This window comes from Nitrospirota bacterium, assembly GCA_040757595.1.
GTDB lineage: Bacteria > Nitrospirota > Nitrospiria > Nitrospirales > Nitrospiraceae > JBFLWP01.
Genome location: JBFLWP010000008.1, coordinates 58,207 through 76,250, shown reverse-complemented (window position 1 = coordinate 76,250; position 18,044 = coordinate 58,207). Strand labels below are relative to the sequence as shown.

The 18,044-nt window shown below is 65.8% G+C and carries 19 protein-coding genes and 1 tRNA gene; 1 reads left to right on the top strand and 19 read right to left on the bottom strand.

Features of this window, described 5'->3' with window-relative positions:
- Positions 1 to 54: 54 nt before the first annotated feature.
- From pilV to AB1411_09040, 7 genes are all read right to left on the bottom strand, one after another.
- Complete coding sequence (pilV, locus tag AB1411_09070; protein MEW6543750.1) at positions 55 to 606, bottom strand: type IV pilus modification protein PilV; 552 nt, start codon at positions 604 to 606, stop codon at positions 55 to 57.
- Between the two features lie 9 nt (positions 607 to 615).
- The gene (locus tag AB1411_09065) at positions 616 to 1,113 is read right to left on the bottom strand and encodes a GspH/FimT family pseudopilin (GenBank protein MEW6543749.1); all 498 of its coding nucleotides are present in this window, start codon (positions 1,111 to 1,113) and stop codon (positions 616 to 618) included.
- 214 nt (positions 1,114 to 1,327) lie between these two features.
- Positions 1,328 to 2,782, bottom strand: a complete 1,455-nt coding sequence (locus tag AB1411_09060; GenBank protein ID MEW6543748.1) for a hypothetical protein — start codon at positions 2,780 to 2,782, stop codon at positions 1,328 to 1,330.
- 16 nt (positions 2,783 to 2,798) lie between these two features.
- Entirely contained in the window at positions 2,799 to 3,539 is a 741-nt protein-coding gene (locus tag AB1411_09055; protein ID MEW6543747.1) for a hypothetical protein, read from the bottom strand.
- A 10-nt stretch (positions 3,540 to 3,549) separates the two neighbouring features.
- On the bottom strand, positions 3,550 to 4,047 hold the full coding sequence (locus tag AB1411_09050; protein MEW6543746.1) for a choice-of-anchor X domain-containing protein: 498 nt from the start codon (positions 4,045 to 4,047) through the stop codon (positions 3,550 to 3,552).
- A gap of 8 nt (positions 4,048 to 4,055) precedes the next feature.
- Complete coding sequence (locus AB1411_09045) at positions 4,056 to 4,490, bottom strand: GspH/FimT family protein (GenBank protein ID MEW6543745.1); 435 nt, start codon at positions 4,488 to 4,490, stop codon at positions 4,056 to 4,058.
- Positions 4,491 to 4,803: 313 nt separating this feature from the next.
- Positions 4,804 to 5,601, bottom strand: coding sequence for an A24 family peptidase (locus tag AB1411_09040; protein ID MEW6543744.1), 798 nt, complete (start codon positions 5,599 to 5,601; stop codon positions 4,804 to 4,806).
- Positions 5,602 to 5,781: 180 nt separating this feature from the next.
- On the opposite strand from AB1411_09040, the gene AB1411_09035 reads away from it, so the two are divergent.
- Positions 5,782 to 6,066, top strand: coding sequence for a LuxR C-terminal-related transcriptional regulator (locus tag AB1411_09035; GenBank protein MEW6543743.1), 285 nt, complete (start codon positions 5,782 to 5,784; stop codon positions 6,064 to 6,066).
- Between the two features lie 18 nt (positions 6,067 to 6,084).
- On the opposite strand, the gene rlmB is transcribed toward AB1411_09035, so the two are convergent.
- The 12 genes from rlmB to alaC all read right to left on the bottom strand — a co-directional run bounded on the left by rlmB (position 6,085) and on the right by alaC (position 18,003).
- The gene (gene rlmB, locus AB1411_09030; GenBank protein ID MEW6543742.1) at positions 6,085 to 6,843 is read right to left on the bottom strand and encodes a 23S rRNA (guanosine(2251)-2'-O)-methyltransferase RlmB; all 759 of its coding nucleotides are present in this window, start codon (positions 6,841 to 6,843) and stop codon (positions 6,085 to 6,087) included.
- Entirely contained in the window at positions 6,818 to 8,314 is a 1,497-nt protein-coding gene (cysS, locus tag AB1411_09025) for a cysteine--tRNA ligase (protein MEW6543741.1), read from the bottom strand. Before cysS ends, rlmB begins: the two co-directional genes overlap by 26 nt.
- Before the next feature lie 22 nt (positions 8,315 to 8,336).
- On the bottom strand, positions 8,337 to 9,152 hold the full coding sequence (gene surE / locus AB1411_09020) for a 5'/3'-nucleotidase SurE (GenBank protein ID MEW6543740.1): 816 nt from the start codon (positions 9,150 to 9,152) through the stop codon (positions 8,337 to 8,339).
- A gap of 163 nt (positions 9,153 to 9,315) precedes the next feature.
- Positions 9,316 to 9,392: transfer RNA gene (locus AB1411_09015), tRNA-Pro, on the bottom strand.
- Positions 9,393 to 9,413: 21 nt separating this feature from the next.
- Positions 9,414 to 9,764: a MerR family transcriptional regulator gene (locus AB1411_09010; GenBank protein MEW6543739.1), complete on the bottom strand. Its 351-nt coding sequence runs from the start codon at positions 9,762 to 9,764 to the stop codon at positions 9,414 to 9,416.
- A gap of 42 nt (positions 9,765 to 9,806) precedes the next feature.
- Positions 9,807 to 10,082 (bottom strand): integration host factor subunit alpha, encoded by a 276-nt coding sequence (locus tag AB1411_09005; GenBank protein MEW6543738.1) that lies wholly within the window; start codon positions 10,080 to 10,082, stop codon positions 9,807 to 9,809.
- Positions 10,083 to 10,247: 165 nt separating this feature from the next.
- Positions 10,248 to 11,816 carry a citramalate synthase gene (cimA, locus tag AB1411_09000; protein MEW6543737.1) on the bottom strand — a complete coding sequence of 523 codons (1,569 nt, stop codon included), beginning with the start codon at positions 11,814 to 11,816 and terminating at the stop codon, positions 10,248 to 10,250.
- A 22-nt stretch (positions 11,817 to 11,838) separates the two neighbouring features.
- On the bottom strand, positions 11,839 to 13,062 hold the full coding sequence (locus tag AB1411_08995; GenBank protein MEW6543736.1) for an aspartate kinase: 1,224 nt from the start codon (positions 13,060 to 13,062) through the stop codon (positions 11,839 to 11,841).
- A gap of 30 nt (positions 13,063 to 13,092) precedes the next feature.
- Positions 13,093 to 14,337: a phosphoglycerate mutase gene (locus AB1411_08990; protein MEW6543735.1), complete on the bottom strand. Its 1,245-nt coding sequence runs from the start codon at positions 14,335 to 14,337 to the stop codon at positions 13,093 to 13,095.
- Positions 14,338 to 14,380: 43 nt separating this feature from the next.
- Positions 14,381 to 15,439 carry a threonine synthase gene (gene thrC / locus AB1411_08985; protein ID MEW6543734.1) on the bottom strand — a complete coding sequence of 353 codons (1,059 nt, stop codon included), beginning with the start codon at positions 15,437 to 15,439 and terminating at the stop codon, positions 14,381 to 14,383.
- Between the two features lie 54 nt (positions 15,440 to 15,493).
- A complete protein-coding gene (locus AB1411_08980; GenBank protein MEW6543733.1) occupies positions 15,494 to 16,819 on the bottom strand; it encodes a homoserine dehydrogenase in 1,326 nt (441 codons plus the stop codon).
- On the bottom strand, positions 16,816 to 18,003 hold the full coding sequence (gene alaC / locus AB1411_08975) for an alanine transaminase (GenBank protein MEW6543732.1): 1,188 nt from the start codon (positions 18,001 to 18,003) through the stop codon (positions 16,816 to 16,818). The genes AB1411_08980 and alaC overlap by 4 nt, the downstream gene beginning before the upstream one ends.
- Positions 18,004 to 18,044 lie beyond the last annotated feature (41 nt).

Sequence of the window (18,044 nt, the reverse complement as noted above, 5' to 3'; positions counted from 1 at the left end):
GCCCATCTTCGTTCTCTCGTCACATTTCACACGTCACGTGTCACGAGTCACGCGTTATTCGGGAGCCACCACGGTGCTGAACGAGACGGAATGGCCGATGACGGTGCCGCTCCACCGTACCTGAACCGTCACCCGACTCTGGCTCAGCTCGGTCGGAGTGAGCGCGGTGACCGTCACCAGCCCGCGTGCGCCGGAGAGACGGGAGGCCGTCAATCTGGTCCTCCATTGGTCATAGTCTCCCCTGGCCATCGGCTGCGACGTGGGAGGCTGGGTCGCCGTGTTCGCCGTGTCAATCCCTCCATAGGCCGTCACGTTGACCCGGTTGAATCTGATCCGCTCCAGCATCTCGGAAGCCAAGTTCGTGGCCAGGTTGAGCTCGTTGGCGTCTACGTTGCGCCCGAGCGCCATGTCCTGCATGGCCGCAATACCCAGGAGCCCCACCGACAGCACGAGCAGGGCCAGCATCCCCTCCAGCAGGGTGAACCCGCCCTGGTCAACGCAGAACGCAGAACGCGGAATGCTTTGACGCGCAGACGCGGGGACGCGGAGAAGCCCCCCCTTTCCACTCACTCGCCATGTCGCCTTGTCGCCGCGTCGCCGTGTCATCTGCTCTCGTTACGCGCAGGGCGAGCTGGTGCACCAGCGGATCTTCCCCGCGGCCGTCACCTGGATTTCGTAGGTCGCCCCCTGGTTGTTGCTCAACTGGATTGACTGGGTCGTCGTCCCGCCCCCCGCCCTTAGCCCTAGTGAGGAGAACTGGAACGTGGTCGTTCCCCCTACTCCGGTGACCTTCGCGGGCAAGACCAGGGTCGGCATGGCGCACACCCGACTGTCTGATAGGCACGCCGCCGAGGTGCTGTTGGGGTCGGTGAAGGTGGCCCGCACCCTTCCGCTCGAAACCGCCACCGTGACCGTGATCGTCGTGTTCCGATTCATCGCCGTCATACGGGCCAGATTGAGGCTGCTATGCAGATCGAGCAGCGCTTCTTTCAACTCCGCTCCGGCGCTCCATCTCGTGTAACTCGGAATGGCGAGCGCCATGGCGATCGTGACGATCGCCACCACGGTCATCAACTCGACGAGGGTGACGCCTGTCTGTCCTCGTAAGCCCAAGACCCACCGCCTGACCGGAAGCCCTACCATGACACGTAGCGACCACAATACCCCTCTGTCGGCAGCAAGCGCTATGCCGATGGGCCTGGCTGCCATCTGAACATGTAACGTATTGATTTGTAAAGAAGAGTTTTGAATTTCGGCTGGTTCTTCCGTCTTGGAGACGTTGAAGAACGACAATTTTCGGCTCAGGAGCCCTCTTCGGGCGACCCTTTCAGGACCGCTCCTGCAAAGTTCCTGGAGCGACGTAGACCAGGGGAAACCCTCGGACCAATCCACTGCGCAGGTCGTCATTGAACCACAGCTCAAACGGGCCCGCCGTTTGAGAAGCCCTCATGACTCGCCCTCCGGTTACCAGCGCGCCGAAAAGCCTGGGCTGGCCTTCCATCACGATGTCGCCAGCTGTAAACAAGACGCCGTGGAAGTGAATGCCCGTCAACTGGACCGGCACTCGACGGGCCAGCGAACCGCCCGGCGCGCTTCCCTCCGGCGGCGGACTGAGCGCCGGAACCGGCTTCCCGTTCCCTCTGGCTTTCAGACGCAGATGGGCGTTCACGAAGAAGATCCCCTCTGCGTAGTCGGTTTCGATCGTCAGGGTGGCCAAGTTCCCTGGAACGGGGGGCTGCTGATCAAGCGTGTCAACGAACACGAGGCCGTGGTGATCGCCCACGGCCTCGGATCCGAAGACCTCTTCCGGCGTCAGTCCGAGCCCCGGCTCCACCTTGCCGTCCCGGTACAACAGTCCCTCCCGATCAGGCACGTAGTAGGTCCCGTACAGCAGCGCATACTGTTTCATGAGCGCGTAGTCCCATCGGTCCTCACGCAAGCCCGGCGAGGGCTCTTGATTCGGAAACACGTTGGAAGGAGGCGACCCGGAAATTCCCGATGCGGACGGATCGAACAACGCTTCTCCGCCGACGAACAGGTCCAGCCAGCGATCCTGCCGTTGGATCATGTCCGCATACGAGAGCTCGCTGATGGGCGCCAACTGGGTCTTGATCGGTGTGTCCTCCGGTCTGCCGAGCCGCACGGGCCCCCGCATCTTGAGGTCACCCCAATGGACCAACACCGGCAGTGGCTCCTCCGTCCCCGTTCCGTCCGGAGCGCCCCCGATTTGGGCCGCGGCCCTGAGGGGCGGAATCGTGCGGGCTCCGAGCTGAACGGAGAGGGTCCTGGTCAGTCCCCCCACGCCCGCCGTCGCCTCCACGGTGCAGAGGAGCCCGGGCCGGACCGGCCCGTAGACCTTCAGGCGAAGCAGGCGACCCAGGCTGCGCAAGGAACGGAACCAGCCGACTGCGGGATCGTTCAACAGCCGATCGTGCTCGGGGATGGCCGCGTCCAGCATGAAATCGGGATGATCCTGCGAGCCGGCAAACTGAGATTTCCCCTGGGCATCGAAGAAGGACGCCGTTCCGTCCGCAAGCTCGTACCGTTTGGTGAAAAGGGCACCGAGCACGGCGTCGCCGCCGGCTTGCGGGTCGTGGAACCGCTGGACGATCAGGTCTGAGCCTGCCTCAGCCAGGTGCAGGACGGCCGCATCTTCGTGGGCCGCCCTGCTCCCCTCGATCTCGTGGATCGCGAGGGTCAACGACACGGTCCCCAGCAGCGAGAGGATCACCATCCCCAGCACCGCTCCGATGAGCGCGGCTCCGTCTTGCCTTCCAATCATGGTCTCCTCCCCATGGTCACGACATGGCTCGCAATCCGACCTCGCTCGTGACGACGCGCCGGCGATCCCCGACCGCCAATTCGATCCCGATGCGGGCGACCAGAGCCGGATCCTGGACGGGCCTCCCCACCCGATCCAGATAACGAAGCCGGAACGAGGCCACGTCTCCAATGAGCGGATTCGCCCCGCCATCCACCTGCCGCATGAGGGCCGGCACGCTCCGCCCGTCCCGTCCCAGGTAGTATCGGACTCGGTTGACCACCGAGATCGAGCTGCCGAGCAGAAAGGCGGCGCCCACGGGCTCGGTCAACGTGAGCGTCCCGCGCCGCCCGTCGCGCGCCAGCCGATGCTCTTCGCACAGACTGATCCCGCAGACGACGATCTGCTTCCCCTTGGACCAGCCGGTCCCGTCCTGCACCTTGAGCTCCTGCTGGCCCGGGACGGCCGCTTCGATCAGGTTCGTGGTCAGCCCGGCGAGGTTGGCTAGAAACGTGACCTCCTCAACCTGCGCGCTCAACACCGCGGTTCCCGCCTGTCCGGTTCCGGTCCCGGCCAGGCGCAGCTCGGCTTCCAGGATCCGCAGTCCGATGCGGAGGTCCTGGTGTCGCGCCATGGTCGTCTGCTGCGCAGCCAGACGCCGGTCGAAGTGCTGCAAGGCCTGGAGCATGGCGGACAGGACCACCGCCCCGGCGGTCATGGCGATCATCAGCTCGGTCAAACAGAGGCCGGCGTTGGGTTTCATCCGCCGTGCGCCCATGTTCGTCCCCTCACGTCGCCCCCAGATACCGGGGGTTGGCCCTGACCGTCCCGATCCGGAGCTCGCTCCGCCGTCCCTGCCCGAGCGGATAGGCGGCCCGCGCCTGGATCACCGCCGACCCGGCGCATGCGATCGGGCCGACTCGATCCGGCTGGACCGTCCAGACGATTTGAATCCCGTCCACCTCCGTCTCCCCCGTATAGATCCCGTCCCCCGCCTGCGCGTCGGCGCCGGCCCCGTCATCCCGCATCCGGACCTCCGGAACCCCGTCCGAGTCGAGATCATCGACCAGCAGCAGGTCCCAAGGGACCGACCGCTTGGCTTCCAAGCGCGACTCGGCCAGCGCCAAGGCGCGCAGACTGTTGGCGCCCACCTGCAGCCCGTGATCCGACCAACGGAACATCCCCATCACGCCCAGGATGGCGAAAGGCAGAATGATCATGGCGAGCATGACCTCGATCAAGGTGGACCCGCCCTCGCCGGCGCCGGACGGCGGGGTTCTCGGCACATCGTGACTCATTGAACCGCCACCCTCCCGGTCAGGCTGACCGTCAGTTGCCAGCGGTCCTGTTGTCCGTTGCGGAGCGTGATCGTTGTCGCTGTCGCGGCCCGCCCGCTCGGGTAGAACAGAATCGAAGGCCCGTTGGACAGACGATCCACGAACACGCCTTTGTCGTGGAAGTCGTACTCCCTGAGGATCTCGCCCGGCTGATCCGCACGCTCGACGGCCACGCGCTTGAGCTCCGGCTCGAACCGGACTCGCACCCGCTCGCGACGGAGCAGCGCCAGTTGCCTCGCCGTACGGAGTTCCGTCGCCAACTCGGTCGTCACGGCCTTGCCCTGATACCGCGAGGCCGCCGCCACGAACCCGACGCTCGCCGATCCCGCCAGGAGGACCGCGATGCCGGCCGTCATCACCAACTCCACCAAGCTCGTGCCTCTTTGATTCATGGCGTCCCTCCCTGTTGTGAGCCAGTCGCGCTTGCGCGAGGGCTATTCCAAGACGCGTGCCTGCCCGTGGAGGGATGAGGCGTACAGAATTGACCAGCCCCGTTCGAGAGGGACCCAGGATGGAACTGCGCGACTTGCTGCGATCTTCAACAGAAGACGGAACATGGTGAACGAAAATGAGCGGGACAGGCCGCGATCGGCCAGATACTGGGGCTGGTCCGGTTAGATACAGGAGGAACCGGTCAGCGGGAGGAAGAAGGGGAGCCGGACGAGCTTGACGAGTCGATTCGCCTGGCCCTCGAGCCGGTCCCTGTCACGGGTCGCCGAGCAGCCCGGCATACCAGGCGAAGACCTCCTGGTGAAAAAACAACGCCAGCACCGCGCCCAGCGCCAGGAACGGACCGAACGGAATGTACTGGTCCCGGCGCAGGACCTTCCCGGCGATCAGGGCGAGGCCCAGGATGGAGCCGGCCAGGGCCCCGACGACCAGGGCCAGGAGGGTCGGCTTCCATCCCAGGAACGAGCCGATCATGGCCAGCAGCTTGATGTCGCCGCCCCCCATCCCCTCCTTGCCGAACAAGTAGGGGCTGACCCAAGCCAGCCCCCAGAGGATCCCTCCGCCGAGCGCGACACCGAGGATCGAGTCCCACGGGCCGATCGGCAAGACCGTGAGCGAACCGATGACTCCCAGACCGATGCCCGGAAGCGTAATGACGTCCGGCACGATCCGATGCGAGAGGTCGGTGCAAGTGACCACGAGCAGCCCGGAGAACAGGAGCGCGTAGGCAACCGCGGGCCAGCCGACCCCAAATCGCCAGACCATGGCCCCGTAACCGACTGCGTTGGCCAGCTCGATGACGGGATAGCGCGGTGAAATCCGGGCCCGGCAGGCCCGGCACCGCCCACCCAGCCATAGGTAACTCACGATGGGGAGATTATCGTAGAGCGCGATCGGCGCCCCGCAGGAAGGACAGCGGGAGCTCGGCCACACGACCGATCCGTGCCGGGGCAGCCGGTAGATGCACACGTTCAAGAAGCTGCCGATGACGGCGCCGACCAGGCAGGCCGCCAGATAGGGAAAGATTTCCAACACGGCAGCATTGTATCCCATTTTCTTCAGAAGGTGAGAGCCTCCGCCATCTCGAGCGGCCCTCTGCCCGTCACGCCTTGACTGCCGGCCTCCCTTTGCGGTTTTCGTTTACATCACGCCGACTGCCTGTTATAATTCCTTACAGGTTTTATCCTCCGTAGTACTTTCATCATTCTGGTTCGGAAGGAGGCTTGTGAGCCAATGGCCACCGCGAAGCTACGCACCAGGAAAGGATCGCCACGAAGCGCCCCCCGCGCCGGCCTGCTCGTGAGGCGAAGGCGCCCCGAGACCCTGACGACGCGCGAGCACGAGATTCTTCAGTTGATCTGGACGGGCTTGAAGAACAAGGAGATCGCTCAGCGCCTCAAGATCAGCGTGAAAACCGTCGAAGCGCACCGGGCGAACATGATGAAGAAAGTCCGGGTGTCCAACACGGCGCAATTGCTGAAGGCGGCGATCCAGGGGAACATGATCAAGGTCCGGTAAGTTGCCTGCTCCACACCCTCACCCGCCCCGCTGCCTGACCACCTCGTAGAGGACGACCGCCGCCGCCGCCGAGACGTTCAGCGAAGCGACGCGCCCGCGCATGGGGATGTGCGCGCGATCGTCGCATTGCTCCAGCACGACGGGACGGACCCCCTTTCCCTCTGCCCCGAGCACGAGCGCCGCCGGCTCCCGCAAGTCCAGGGACGTGTACGGTTTCGGCGCAAGCGGATCGAGCGCGTAGACCCAGACGCCTTCCGCCTGAAGCTCCTCGATGAGCCGGCGGATGTTCGTGGCGCGCCCGACCCGCAGGTGCTCCAGCGCGCCGGACGAGACCTTCGCGACGGTGCCGGTCAATCCAGCCGCCCGCCGTTCCGGAATGAAGACCCCGTGCACCCCGGCCGCCTCGGCAGTCCGCAGGATCGCGCCGAGGTTGTGCGGGTCTTCGATCCCGTCCAAGACGACCAGGAACGGAGGCGCGCCGCTGTCCTTGGCAAAGGCGAGGATCTCGTCCCGGTCGGCGTAGGACTTGGAGGCGACCAGTCCGACGACTCCTTGGTGGCGGTGGTCCGGCGCCAGCCGATCCAGCACCGGCTGGGGCTCCACGTGAACCGGCACGCCGGCAGCCTTCGCCAACGCGACCAACTCGGCGAACTGGCGGTCCTGGCGCACCACGAGGAGCCGCAGGAGCGGCCGAGTCCCGGCGCGAAGCGCCTCCCGGACCGCGTGGAGGCCATACAGGACCTCCCGGGTCTCACTGTTTCCAGCGGCTCGTCCCATCCGGCCGATCCTCGATCGTGACCCCCCGAGCGGCCAGTTCCTTCCTGATCGCGTCGGCCCTGGCGAAATCCTTGCGGCGCCGGGCTTCGTTGCGCTCGGCCAGCCGCCGCTCGATTTCCTCATCCGTGATCCCCGGCTCGAGGGTCAGCTCGCCGGTGAGGGTCGCCACGCCTTCGGCTGAAGCTTGTAGGAAATGGGTGACGGGCCGGGCTTTAAACTCCCAATCTTTCACCGATAGTTGAAACAAGCCCAGGACTCCCCCCAGCCGTCGGAACGTCTCGCGCGCCTGGCGGCGTGCGTCATGCGACAATCCGATGCCCATCAGGCGATTGATCTCGGCACGCAGGTGCTGGAGCTGGGCGAGCGCGGCCGGCGTGTTGAAGTCGTCGTCCATCGCTTCCCGGAACGCCGCCTCCGCTGCCGCCAGTTCCCGCTGCAGGTCGCGATCGCCGCCCCCTCGGTCCGGCGACGGTTCTTCCAGCCGCTGGAACAGCCCGTACAGACCGTCCAGCGCGCGCTTAGCCTCAAGCAGGCCGGAGTCTGAGAAATCCAGCGGGCTGCGATAATGGGTGGCCAGCAGAAAGTAGCGGAGCGCTTCCCCCGTGACCTGGTCGCGATACCCCCACTTCTCGAAGACCTCGCGGATCGTGAAGAAGTTGCCCAGGGACTTGGACATCTTCTCCCGGTTGATCTCCACGAACCCGTTGTGGATCCAGCATCGGGCGAACTCCCGGCCGGTCGCTCCGCAGGACTGGGCGATCTCGTTCTCATGGTGCGGAAAGATGAGGTCCATGCCTCCGCCGTGCACGTCGAACGTCTCGCCGAGATGGCGCATCGCCATCGCCGAGCATTCGATGTGCCAACCGGGCCGGCCCGGTCCCCAGGGGCTGTCCCAGGCCGGCTCCCCGGGCTTGGAGGCCTTCCACAGGGCGAAGTCCATCGGGTTGCGCTTCCGCTCGTCGACCTCGACCCGTGCGCCGGCCAGCAGGTCCTCGGCCCTGCGCTTCGAGAGCCGCCCGTAGGCCGGATAGGTTTCGACCTGGTAGTACACGTCCCGGTCGAGCTGGTACGCGTGTCCCTTGGCGATCAGCCGGGCGATGAGCGCGATGATGTCTCCGATGTGCTCGGTGGCGCGCGGTTCGATGTCGGCCGGCTTGACGCCCAGACGCCCCATGTCCTCCGCGTAGGCCCGGAGGTAGCGCGCGACGATCTCCGTCCAGTCCACCCCTTCCCGCGCCGCCCGGTTGATGATCTTGTCGTCCACGTCCGTGAAGTTCTTGACGAACGTGACCGCATAGCCGCGGAACAGAAAATAGTTCCGGATCACGTCGAAGACCAGCGCGCTGCGGGCGTGGCCGATGTGACAGTAGTCGTAGACCGTGACCCCGCAGACGTACATGCGGACGGTGCCGGGCACCAGAGGGTCGAACGGCTCCTTCCTGTCCGTGAGCGTATTGTGAATCTTCAGCATGGCCCCGCGCCGATGCCCGACGTCAGACCGCCGGTTTCCCGCGCCCGGCCGATCGCGCCACGGCCGGCCGCCGCCTGGAATCCGCGAGTGCCGACTCCCAGGCACGGAGCTGGTCCAGCACCGCGTAGTTGGTGATGTCCAGGTGGATGGGCGTGATGGACACGAATCCCCGCCGCAGCGCCTCGTGGTCCGAATCCTTCCGTCGCTCCCAGGAGACGCGGGTGCCGGCGATCCAATAATACTTCCGACCGTGGGGGTCCACCTTCTCGACGATGGGGTCGTCGAACCGGCGGCGGCTCAAGGAGGTCACCTTGACGCCGAGGATGGAAGCCCGAGCGCGATCCGGCACGTTCACGTTCAGGAGGGTCTCGGGCGGCAGGCCGTGGCGGAGGACCATCCGCGCGACCCGCACCGCATAGACAGCCCCCACGGCGAAACGGAACGTCTCCCCGCCCCTCCCGTTCTCCTGCGAAACGGCGACCGACGGAATGCCCAGGATCGTCCCTTCCATGGCCGCGGAGACCGTGCCCGAATAGGTCACGTCGTCCCCCAGGTTGACCCCACGGTTGATGCCCGAGACGACGAGGGCCGGCTGGGCCGTCATAACGTGCTTGACGGCCAGGTTGACGCAATCGCTCGGCGTGCCGTTGACCGAAAAAGTCCGGAGCGCGAGGCGGTGGATCCGAAGCGGCTTGTGCAGCGTGAGCGCGTGCCCCACCGCGGTCCGCTCACGATCCGGCGCGACGACCCAGACTTCCCCCAACCGGCGCATGGCGGCGGCCAGAGCCTGGAGCCCCGGCGAATGGATACCGTCGTCGTTTGTCACCAGGATCTTCACGTGGACACCGGCAAGGGCGAGGAATAAAAAAAGCTGCACGGGGCAGCTTACAAACAGTGAAGCGTAATGGGTGATGCGTGATGGGTTGTCGGTGCCAGGAACTTATTCCTTCAACAACTTATACCGATCACCTGTCACTCGTCACCCATCCCGGTCTTGGGTTTGGTCGGGGCGAGCCGATTTGAACGGCCGACCACTCGCACCCCAAGCGAGTGCGCTACCAGGCTGCGCTACGCCCCGACATGACTCCAAGCCGCCAGCTCATCGATCGTGGGAATCGAGGATCCGCAGGACCGCCTGCAAGTTTCCTCTCATGCGCTGGGCGATCTCCCTGGGATTGAGCCGTCCGCTCCCCACCCGTCCCCGCCTGGCCCAGAACCGCTTGACCCCGGCAATCGTATGGCCTTCCTCATAGAGCATCCGTTTGATCTCGAGGACCGTTTCGACATCCCGCCGGATGTAGAGCCGCTGGCGCCCGCGGCTTTTCTTCGGCTTCAGAAAGCTGAACTCGGATTCCCAGTACCGCAGCACGTAGGCGGGCAGCTTCGTGATCGCACTGACTTCTCCAATCTTGTAGAACAGCTTGCTGCCCAGCTTGGGCTCAGCAGCCATCACCGTCCCTCGTGCCCCGCTTGATGGATGAGGTCTCGCCGGTCACGTATTCACGTACTTTTTGAAGACTTGGCTGGGACGGAAGGTGACGACCCGCCTGGGCGTGATCCCGATCTCCTCGCCCGTCCGGGGATTTCTTCCCTTTCTGGCTCCCTTGCTCCGGACCAGGAAATTGCCGAACCCGGCGATTTTGATGGACTCTCCCTTCTTGAGGACTTCCTTCAGCAGATTCAGCACGAACTCCACGATGTCGGCCGCTTCCTTCTTGGAGACTCCGACCTTTTCATAGATCTCGTTGGCGATATCTGCTTTTCTCATACCTCTCCCCCTCGGCTCTGCTGGTCCCGCTTCCCTCAGGGACATCTCTTCAGCCCCTCCCGGGCCGACAAAAACTTTCGCCATAAATTACGTGAGGTTACGACAGGAGTCAAGAGAATTCCTGACAGAGGGACCGGGAAACGGGGGATGGCGGCGGAGCGCCGGTCAGCGGTCCCGCGACAAGAGCTTGTACTCGATGCTGTCCGCCAGCGCCTGCCAGCTGGCCTCCATGATGTTTTCCGAGACCCCGACCGTTCCCCACTTCTCCTTGTGGTCGCCCGACTCCAGCAGCACGCGCACCTTGGCGGCGGTCCCCTGGCTGGCGGCCAGCACGCGGACCTTGTAGTCCAGCAGCTTGACCTCCGACAGCTCCGGGTAGAACTTCTCGAGGGCCTTGCGCAGCGCATGGTCCAGCGCGTTCACCGGCCCGGCACCGACGGCGGCCGTATGTTCGATCGCGTCCCCGACCTTGACCATCACGGTCGCCTCCGAGATCGCCCCCTCCCCGGCCTTGCGCTTTTCCACGATCACCCGGAAGCCGAGCAGCTCGAAGGAGGGCTTGTGCTTGCCGAGCGCCTTTCGCAGCAGCAGCTCCAGCGACCCCTCCGCCCCCTCGAACTGGTACCCCTGGCTCTCCAGGTCCTTCAGCGTCGTCAGGAGCTCTTGCGCCTTGACGTTGTCCTTCGGCAGCTTGATCCCGTAAGTCTCCGCTTTCGCCACCAGCCCGCTGCGTCCCGAGTAATCCGACACGAGCATCCGCTGCCGGTTTCCGACCTTTTCGGGGATGACGTGCTCGTAGGTCGCCGGATTCTTCTGCACGGCGTGGATGTGGACCCCGCCCTTGTGGGCGAAGGCGGCGTCGCCCACGTAGGGCTGGTGCTTGTTCGGAATCAGATTGGCGATCTCGCTGACGAAGTGGGAGACCTCGCGCAGGTGGGCCAGCCGGCGGTCGCCCAGGATCGTCCGCCTCATCTTGAGCTCCAGGTTCGGCACGATCGAGCAGAGGTTCGCGTTCCCGCACCGTTCCCCGATGCCGTTGATCGTCCCCTGGACCTGGACGACGCCGGTCTCCACCGCCACCAGCGAGTTCGCCACCGCCATCTCGGTGTCGTTGTGCGCGTGGATGCCCAGCGGGACCCCGCACTCCCGTTTGACCGCCTCGCAGATCGCCCGGACCTCCCAGGGCATCGTGCCCCCGTTCGTGTCGCACAGGATCACGCGCTCCGCGCCCGCTTCGACCGCCTGCCTGATCGTGCGCAATGCGTAGTCGGGGTCCGCCTTGTAGCCGTCGAAAAAATGCTCCGCGTCGTAGAAGATCCGGCGCCCCTTCTCCCGCAGGTAGGCGATCGAGTCGCCGATGAGCTCCAGGTTCTTGGACAGCGTGATGCCCAGCGCGTCGGTGACGTGGAGCCCCCAGCTCTTGCCGAACAGCGTGATCGTACGGGTCTCGGCTGCGAGCAGGGCCTGGAGGTTCGGGTCCTTCTGCACCGGGTTGCTGGCCTTGCGGGTGGCGCCGAACGCCACCACCGTGGCGTGCTTGAGCGGCAGCGTCTTGGCGACGCGGAAGAACTCGATGTCTTTGGGGTTCGCCCCGGGCCAGCCCCCCTCGATGTACTGGACGCCCAGCTCGTCCAGCTTCTGGGCGATCAGCACCTTGTCGTCGACCGAAAAACTGACGTCTTCGGCCTGGGCCCCGTCCCGCAGCGTCGTGTCGTAGATTTCCAGCTTCTGCACGGCCTCTCCGCCTCGCCCCGCATCACGCAGGAGCCTGGTCCAGCCCGAACGCGCCGTGCAGCGCGCGCATGGCCAGCTCCAGGTACTTCTCGTCGATCACGCAGGAGATCTTGATCTCGGAGGTGCTGATCATCATGATGTTGATGCCCTCGCGGGAGAGCACTTCGAACATGCGGGCCGCCACCCCCGAGTGCGACCGCATCCCGACCCCCACCAGCGACACCTTCGCGATCGCTTCCGTGACCGCCACCGACTTCGCGTCGATCTCCTTGGCGATCCGCTGGACCAGGTCCACCGCCTTCCGGAGATCCGCCCGCGGGACCGTGAAGGAGATGTCGGTCAGCGAGGCCTGGCTCACGTTCTGGATGATCATGTCCACGACGATGTTGGCCTCGGCCACCGGGCCGAAGATGCGCGCCGCGATGCCCGGCCGGTCCGGCACCCCGATGATCGTGAGTTTGGCCTGATTCCGATCCCCGGTCACGCCGGAGACCAGCACCCGTTCCATGTCGGCATCCTCTTTTGTCACGAGCGTTCCCTGCCCCCCCTTGAAGCTGGATTTGACTTCCACCGGCACCCCGTGCTTGGCCGCAAATTCCACCGACCGGCTCTGCAACACCTTGGCCCCGAGGCTGGCCAGCTCGAGCATCTCCTCGTAGGAGACCTTGTCCAGCCGACGGGCCGTCGGCACGACGTTCGGGTCCGCCGTGTAGACCCCGTCCACGTCCGTGTAGATGACGCAGCGATCCGCCTTCAGCGCCGCCGCCAGCGCGACGGCGGTCAGGTCGGACCCGCCGCGCCCCAGCGTCGTCACGTCCGACCGCTCGTTGATGCCCTGGAACCCGGCGACGATGGGGATGGCGCCTTCGGCCAGCGCCTCCTTGATCCGCTCCGCCGTCACCCGCGTGATCCGGGCCTTCGTATGGGTGCTGTCGGTGAGGATGCCGACCTGGCGCCCCGTGAACGACCGGGCGTCGAGGCCGCGCCCCCGCAGGTCCATCGCCAGCAGCGCGATCGTGACCCGCTCGCCCGTGGAGAGCAGCATGTCCATCTCCCGTTCGTCCGGGTTCGGCGTCACCTCGTGCGCGAGGCGCATGAGCCGGTCCGTCTCGCCGCTCATAGCGGAGACCACCACGACCAAGTCGTGGCCGGCCTTCTTGGCTTCCGCGACCTGGTCGGCCACGCGGTGAATTCGCTCGACGTTCCCGACCGACGTGCCGCCGTATTTCTGGACGATGAGCGCCATGTCTCACAAGAAGCTGTCAGCTTCTTTTTCTCACCCCTTGTTCAAGAGCCGGTTGATCAGCCTGGTGGCGTCACGCGCCCCGGCGCCAGCCGCCTCCGCGTCGGCCTCGTTGAAGCCCCCTCGGCCCTTGGCCGCCCCGCCCGGCCCCTCGCTCAAGACATACAGGGCCGGGGAGGCCGGCTGGTCGGGCTTGCCGACAGACGGTCGGTCGCACACGAGCACGAGCCGGTAGGATCCCAGCTTCGACAGGCCGTCGAGGAGAGTCCCGACGAGCTTCCGATCGAACTCCTCCACGACCTTGACCTTGGCCTTGGGATCCGCTCCCCGCGCCACGTCGGACGGCATCTTCCCGTGCACATACACGAGATCCTTTTTCTCCAATTCGCGCAGCCCCGCCTCGGCGAGGGCGAGGAAGTCCGTTTCGCCCGCTTCCGCGGAGCCGGACGGACTGACCGCGTCGAGCCCGGCGTAGATCCCGATCCCCCGGACCAATTCTCTGCCCGACACGATCGCTCCCGTGAGCTGGTACCGCTCCGTGAGCTTCGGGATCTTGGGCGCCCGGCCCGGCGCCCAGAGCCAGATGCAGTTGGCCGGCTTGAGCCCCGCGTCCCGCCGCTCGAGGTTGACCGGATGGCCTTGCAGGATGACGAGCGAGGACTCCATCACCTTGCGGAGGATGTCGGCTCCGTCGCCGGTCGGCAAGAACGGGCCGATCGCCTGCCCGGCCACTTCCCTCGGATCATGACAGGTCGCCCTGGCCTTGCCTCCGACCCAAACCATCAAGTTCCGGTGCCCTTCGCCGGGATAGAACTGGATCGCTTCGGACCCCAGTTGCTCGTTGATCGCGTCGATCACCTCCCGCGCCTGGTCGTTGGAGACCCCTCCCGCGGCGGCATCGTCCATCACGACCTGGGGGCCGAGCTTCTTGATCTCGTCGAAGGCCTCGGCTTTCCCCTTGGGCGCGCCTGATCGCAACGTCACGAGGCTGCATCGGAAGGCCACGTCGTGCTCCCCCAGTGCGACCCCCTGACTGGCCGCTTCGAACGGAGCCAGCCCGGACTGGTACTTCCGCAGGTCGTATCCCAGAAAAGCCAGGGCGCTCAGCGGACGCCCGGCGGTCACCCCCTCCGTGGCGATCACGGCCAGCCCCAACTCGCCCGTCTTGGCCAGCCCGTCCATGTTCGGCGTGGCCGCCGCTTGAAGCGGCGTTTTGCCGCCCAGATCCTTGTGCGGTCCGTCCACCATCCCTTCGCCGTGCAGGATCACGTACTTCATCCTGTTTGTCCCTCGTCGTTCGTATCTCGTGAAGCGACTCGCTTCACAGCTTCAGCAGACGGATGACCTCGTCTCGGCTGGCCTTGATCGTCAGCGGCTCGCGCGACACGCCGATGGCCGTGTCCGCATCCTTCAGACCGTGGCCGGTCAAGGTGCAGACGATCCGGTCCCCCTCTTGGAAGGCCCCCTTCGCGCCCAACTTGATCGCGCCGGCCACCGAGGCCGCCGAGGCCGGCTCGCAGAAGACCCCCTCCTCGGCCGCCACCAGTTGGTAAGCCTTGAGAATCTCCTCGTCCGTCACCATGTCGATCTGGCCCGAGGACTCCTCCACCGCCTGCAGCGCCCCCTTCCAACTGGCGGGGTTGCCGATGCGGATCGCCGTCGCGACGGTCTGGGGATTCTCTACGATCCGACCGAGCACGATCGGCGCCGCGCCCGCAGCCTGGAATCCCATCATGCGCGGCGCGCGGGTGATCTGGCCTGCGGCCAGGTATTCCCGATACCCGCGCCAGTAGGCCGTGATGTTGCCGGCGTTTCCCACCGGCAGGACATGAAAGGTCGGCGCGCTGCCGAGCCGGTCGCAGACCTCCATCGCCGCCGTCTTCTGCCCCTCGATCCGGAACGGGTTGATCGAGTTGACCAGCTCGATCGGATAGGCCGCCGCGATCTCCTTGACGATCGCGAGGGCCTGGTCGAAGTTTCCCTCGATCTGGATGACCGTGGCCTGGTGCATCATGGCCTGGGACAGTTTGCCCAGCGCGATCTTGCCCGCCGGAATCAGCACGTACACGGCCAGGCCGGCCCGCGCTCCGTAGGCCGCCGCCGAGGCCGAGGTATTCCCGGTCGAGGCGCAGATCACGGCCTTGGCTCCCGCTTCCAGCGCTTTCGAGATCGCCAGCGTCATCCCCCGGTCCTTGAAGGAGCCGGTGGGGTTGGCGCCTTCGTACTTCAGGTAGAGCTCGATCCCCGGACGGATCTTGCGGGCCAGCCGCGCGGCCGGAATGAGCGGCGTGTTCCCCTCGCCCAGCGTCACGACGGGGGTCTTCTCCGTCACCGGCAGGAACTTCCGGTACTCCTCGATCACACCGCGCCATCGGATCATGGACGACGCACCGTCGCGGGGACTCGCCTGGGAAGAGCGGGGCTCATGGATGATCTATTCGTCCGGCCCCTCGACGCGGATCAACGTGGTGGGCTCGGAAATGAACGCCATCGGATCGATCTCGCGGAGCGCGGCCCGGACGGACCGCTCCGCCGCGGTGTGGGTCATGATGACCACCGGCACCGTCTGCCCCTCCTTCCGCCCCTTCTGGAGCACCGAGGAGATGCTGATGCCGTGGCGCCCCAGCACGCCCGCGATCTGCGAGAGGACTCCCGGCTTGTCCAGCACCATGAAACGCAGGTAGTAGCAGGTCGTGACGTCTTCGATCGGCCGGAGGCGCAAGGGACGGCGCTGGTCCCGCTGGAAGGAAGCCGGCGGGACGCGCCCGGAGGCCCCGCGCAGGAGGTTGCGGGCGATGTCGATCACGTCGCTCACCACCGCGCTCCCGGTCGGCATCGAGCCGGCTCCCTGCCCGTAGAGGACGATGTCGTTGACCGCGTCCCCCACGAGCTGGATCGCGTTGTAGACCCCCTCCACCTGCGCCACCGGCGAGGTCAGCGGAATCATCGTCGGATGGACCCGCGCCTCGATCTCGCTGCTCTGCCCGCTCTCCAGGAGCTTGGCGATGCCCAGCAGCTTGATCCGGTAGCCGAACTCCTTGGCATAGGCGATGTCCAGCGGAGTCAGCCGCGTGATCCCCTCCGTGTAGATGTCCTTGACGTTGACGGGCGTCCCGTAGGCCAGGCTCACCATGATCGAGAGCTTGTGGGCCGAGTCGATCCCGGCCACGTCGAACGTCGGATCGGCCTCCGCATAGCCGGCCTTCTGGGCTTCCGCCAGGACCTCCTGGAAGCCGAGCCCTTCATGGGTCATGCGGCTGAGGATGTAGTTCGAGGTGCCGTTGATGATCCCGTAGATGGACAACAGGCGGTTGGCCGCGAGGCCTTCCGTCAACGCCCGGATCACCGGGATTCCGCCGCCGACGCTGGCTTCGAATCCCAGGTCCACCCCGTGGCGGGCCGCCGCGTCGAAGATCTCTTCGCCGTGGACGGCCAACAGGGCCTTGTTCGCGGTCACGACGTGCTTGCCCCGGGCCATGGCGTCCAGGATGAACCGCTTCGCCGCGTCGTAGCCGCCGATCAATTCGATGACGATGTCGAGCGAGGCATCCTCGATCAACTGACGGGCGTCGGCGGTCAGGACCCCGGCCGGGAGCTTCACGCCCCGATCCCTCGTCACGTCCAGATCCGCCACCCGGGCCAGCTCGACGGGCACGCCCACCCGGCGCTGGATCAAGGCGGCATTCTGGAGCAGGATCTTCGCGACCCCGGTCCCGACCGTCCCGAACCCGATCACGCCCACGCGAACCCGGTCTTTCATCGTTCCGCCCCGTCCAGCTTCAAGACCTTCTTGATGCCCCGCACCGCCTGCTTGATCCGCTGCTCGTTCTCGACCAGCGCGAACCGCACGTATTCGTCTCCGCCCTCCCCGAACCCGACGCCGGGCGAGACCGCCACCTTGGCGTCCCGCAACAGCAGCTTGGAAAACTCCAGCGAGCCCATCCCCCGGTAGGGAACGGGGATCCGCGCCCAGACGAACATGGTGGCCCGGGGCTTCTCCACGTGCCAGCCGATCCGGTTCATCCCGTCCACCAGCTCGTTCCGCCGGCGCTCGTAGCGGGCCACCGTTTCCTTCACGCAATCCTGCGGCCCGTTGAGCGCGATGATGCTGGCGATCTGCACCGGCTGAAAGATGCCGTAGTCCAGGTAGCTTTTGATCTTGCCCAGGGCCCCGACCACCTCGCGGTTGCCCACGCAGAACCCGACCCGCCAGCCCGGCATGTTGTAGCTCTTCGACAGGGTGTAGAACTCGACGCCGACGTCCTTGGCTTCCGGCACCTGCAGGAGGCTCGGCGCCCGATAGCCGTCGAACACCAGGTCGGCGTAAGCCAGGTCGTGGATCACGATGACCTGGTGCTCCTTCGCAAAGGCCACCACCTTCTTGAAAAACTCCAGGTCCACCACCGCCGTGGTCGGGTTGTGTGGGAAATTGATGACCAGGATGCGCGGCCTGGGCAGAGTCTGGCGGTAGACCCGGGTTAGGTCCTCGAAAAAATCGCTGTCCTGGCGCAGCTCGATCCCGCGCACCTCCCCGCCCGCGATGATCACGCTGTACATATGGATCGGATAGGTCGGCGTCGGCGTCAGCACCACGTCGCCCGGGCCGATCATCGCGAGCGCCAGGTGCGCGATCCCCTCCTTCGAGCCGATCGTGACGATGGCCTCCGTCTCCGGGTCCAAGTCCACGTCATAGCGTCGTTTGTACCAGCCGGTGATGGCATGGCGCAGCTTCGTGATGCCCTTGGAAGCCGAGTACCGATGGTTCCTCCCGTTTCGGGCCGCCTCGATCAGCTTGTCCACAATGTGGTCCGGGGTCGGCTGGTCGGGATTGCCCATGCCGAAGTCAATGATGTCCTCCCCCCTGTGCCTGGCATCCAGCTTGAGTGCCTGGACCTGGGCAAAGACGTAGGGCGGAAGCCGTTTTATACGGTAAAACCCTTCCACGCTTCCCTCAACCGAATGGCCGTCGAACCCCTGTTGTTGAT

Excerpts from the sequence above, each read along its gene's own strand:
- AB1411_09040 (MEW6543744.1), bottom strand. The coding sequence starts at position 5,601 with ATGGGATACAATGCTGCCGTGTTGGAAATCTTTCCCTATCTGGCGGCC.
- rlmB (MEW6543742.1), bottom strand. The coding sequence starts at position 6,843 with ATGGGACGAGCCGCTGGAAACAGTGAGACCCGGGAGGTCCTGTATGGC.
- thrC (MEW6543734.1), bottom strand. The coding sequence starts at position 15,439 with ATGATCCGATGGCGCGGTGTGATCGAGGAGTACCGGAAGTTCCTGCCG.
- AB1411_09055 (MEW6543747.1), bottom strand. The coding sequence starts at position 3,539 with ATGGGCGCACGGCGGATGAAACCCAACGCCGGCCTCTGTTTGACCGAG.
- AB1411_09045 (MEW6543745.1), bottom strand. The coding sequence starts at position 4,490 with ATGAATCAAAGAGGCACGAGCTTGGTGGAGTTGGTGATGACGGCCGGC.
- AB1411_09035 (MEW6543743.1), top strand. The coding sequence starts at position 5,782 with ATGGCCACCGCGAAGCTACGCACCAGGAAAGGATCGCCACGAAGCGCC.
- AB1411_08980 (MEW6543733.1), bottom strand. The coding sequence starts at position 16,819 with ATGAAAGACCGGGTTCGCGTGGGCGTGATCGGGTTCGGGACGGTCGGG.
- cysS (MEW6543741.1), bottom strand. The coding sequence starts at position 8,314 with ATGCTGAAGATTCACAATACGCTCACGGACAGGAAGGAGCCGTTCGAC.
- AB1411_09060 (MEW6543748.1), bottom strand. The coding sequence starts at position 2,782 with ATGATTGGAAGGCAAGACGGAGCCGCGCTCATCGGAGCGGTGCTGGGG.
- AB1411_08995 (MEW6543736.1), bottom strand. The coding sequence starts at position 13,062 with ATGGCGCTCATCGTCCAGAAATACGGCGGCACGTCGGTCGGGAACGTC.
- AB1411_08990 (MEW6543735.1), bottom strand. The coding sequence starts at position 14,337 with ATGAAGTACGTGATCCTGCACGGCGAAGGGATGGTGGACGGACCGCAC.
- AB1411_09005 (MEW6543738.1), bottom strand. The coding sequence starts at position 10,082 with ATGAGAAAAGCAGATATCGCCAACGAGATCTATGAAAAGGTCGGAGTC.
- AB1411_09010 (MEW6543739.1), bottom strand. The coding sequence starts at position 9,764 with ATGGCTGCTGAGCCCAAGCTGGGCAGCAAGCTGTTCTACAAGATTGGA.
- pilV (MEW6543750.1), bottom strand. The coding sequence starts at position 606 with ATGACACGGCGACGCGGCGACAAGGCGACATGGCGAGTGAGTGGAAAG.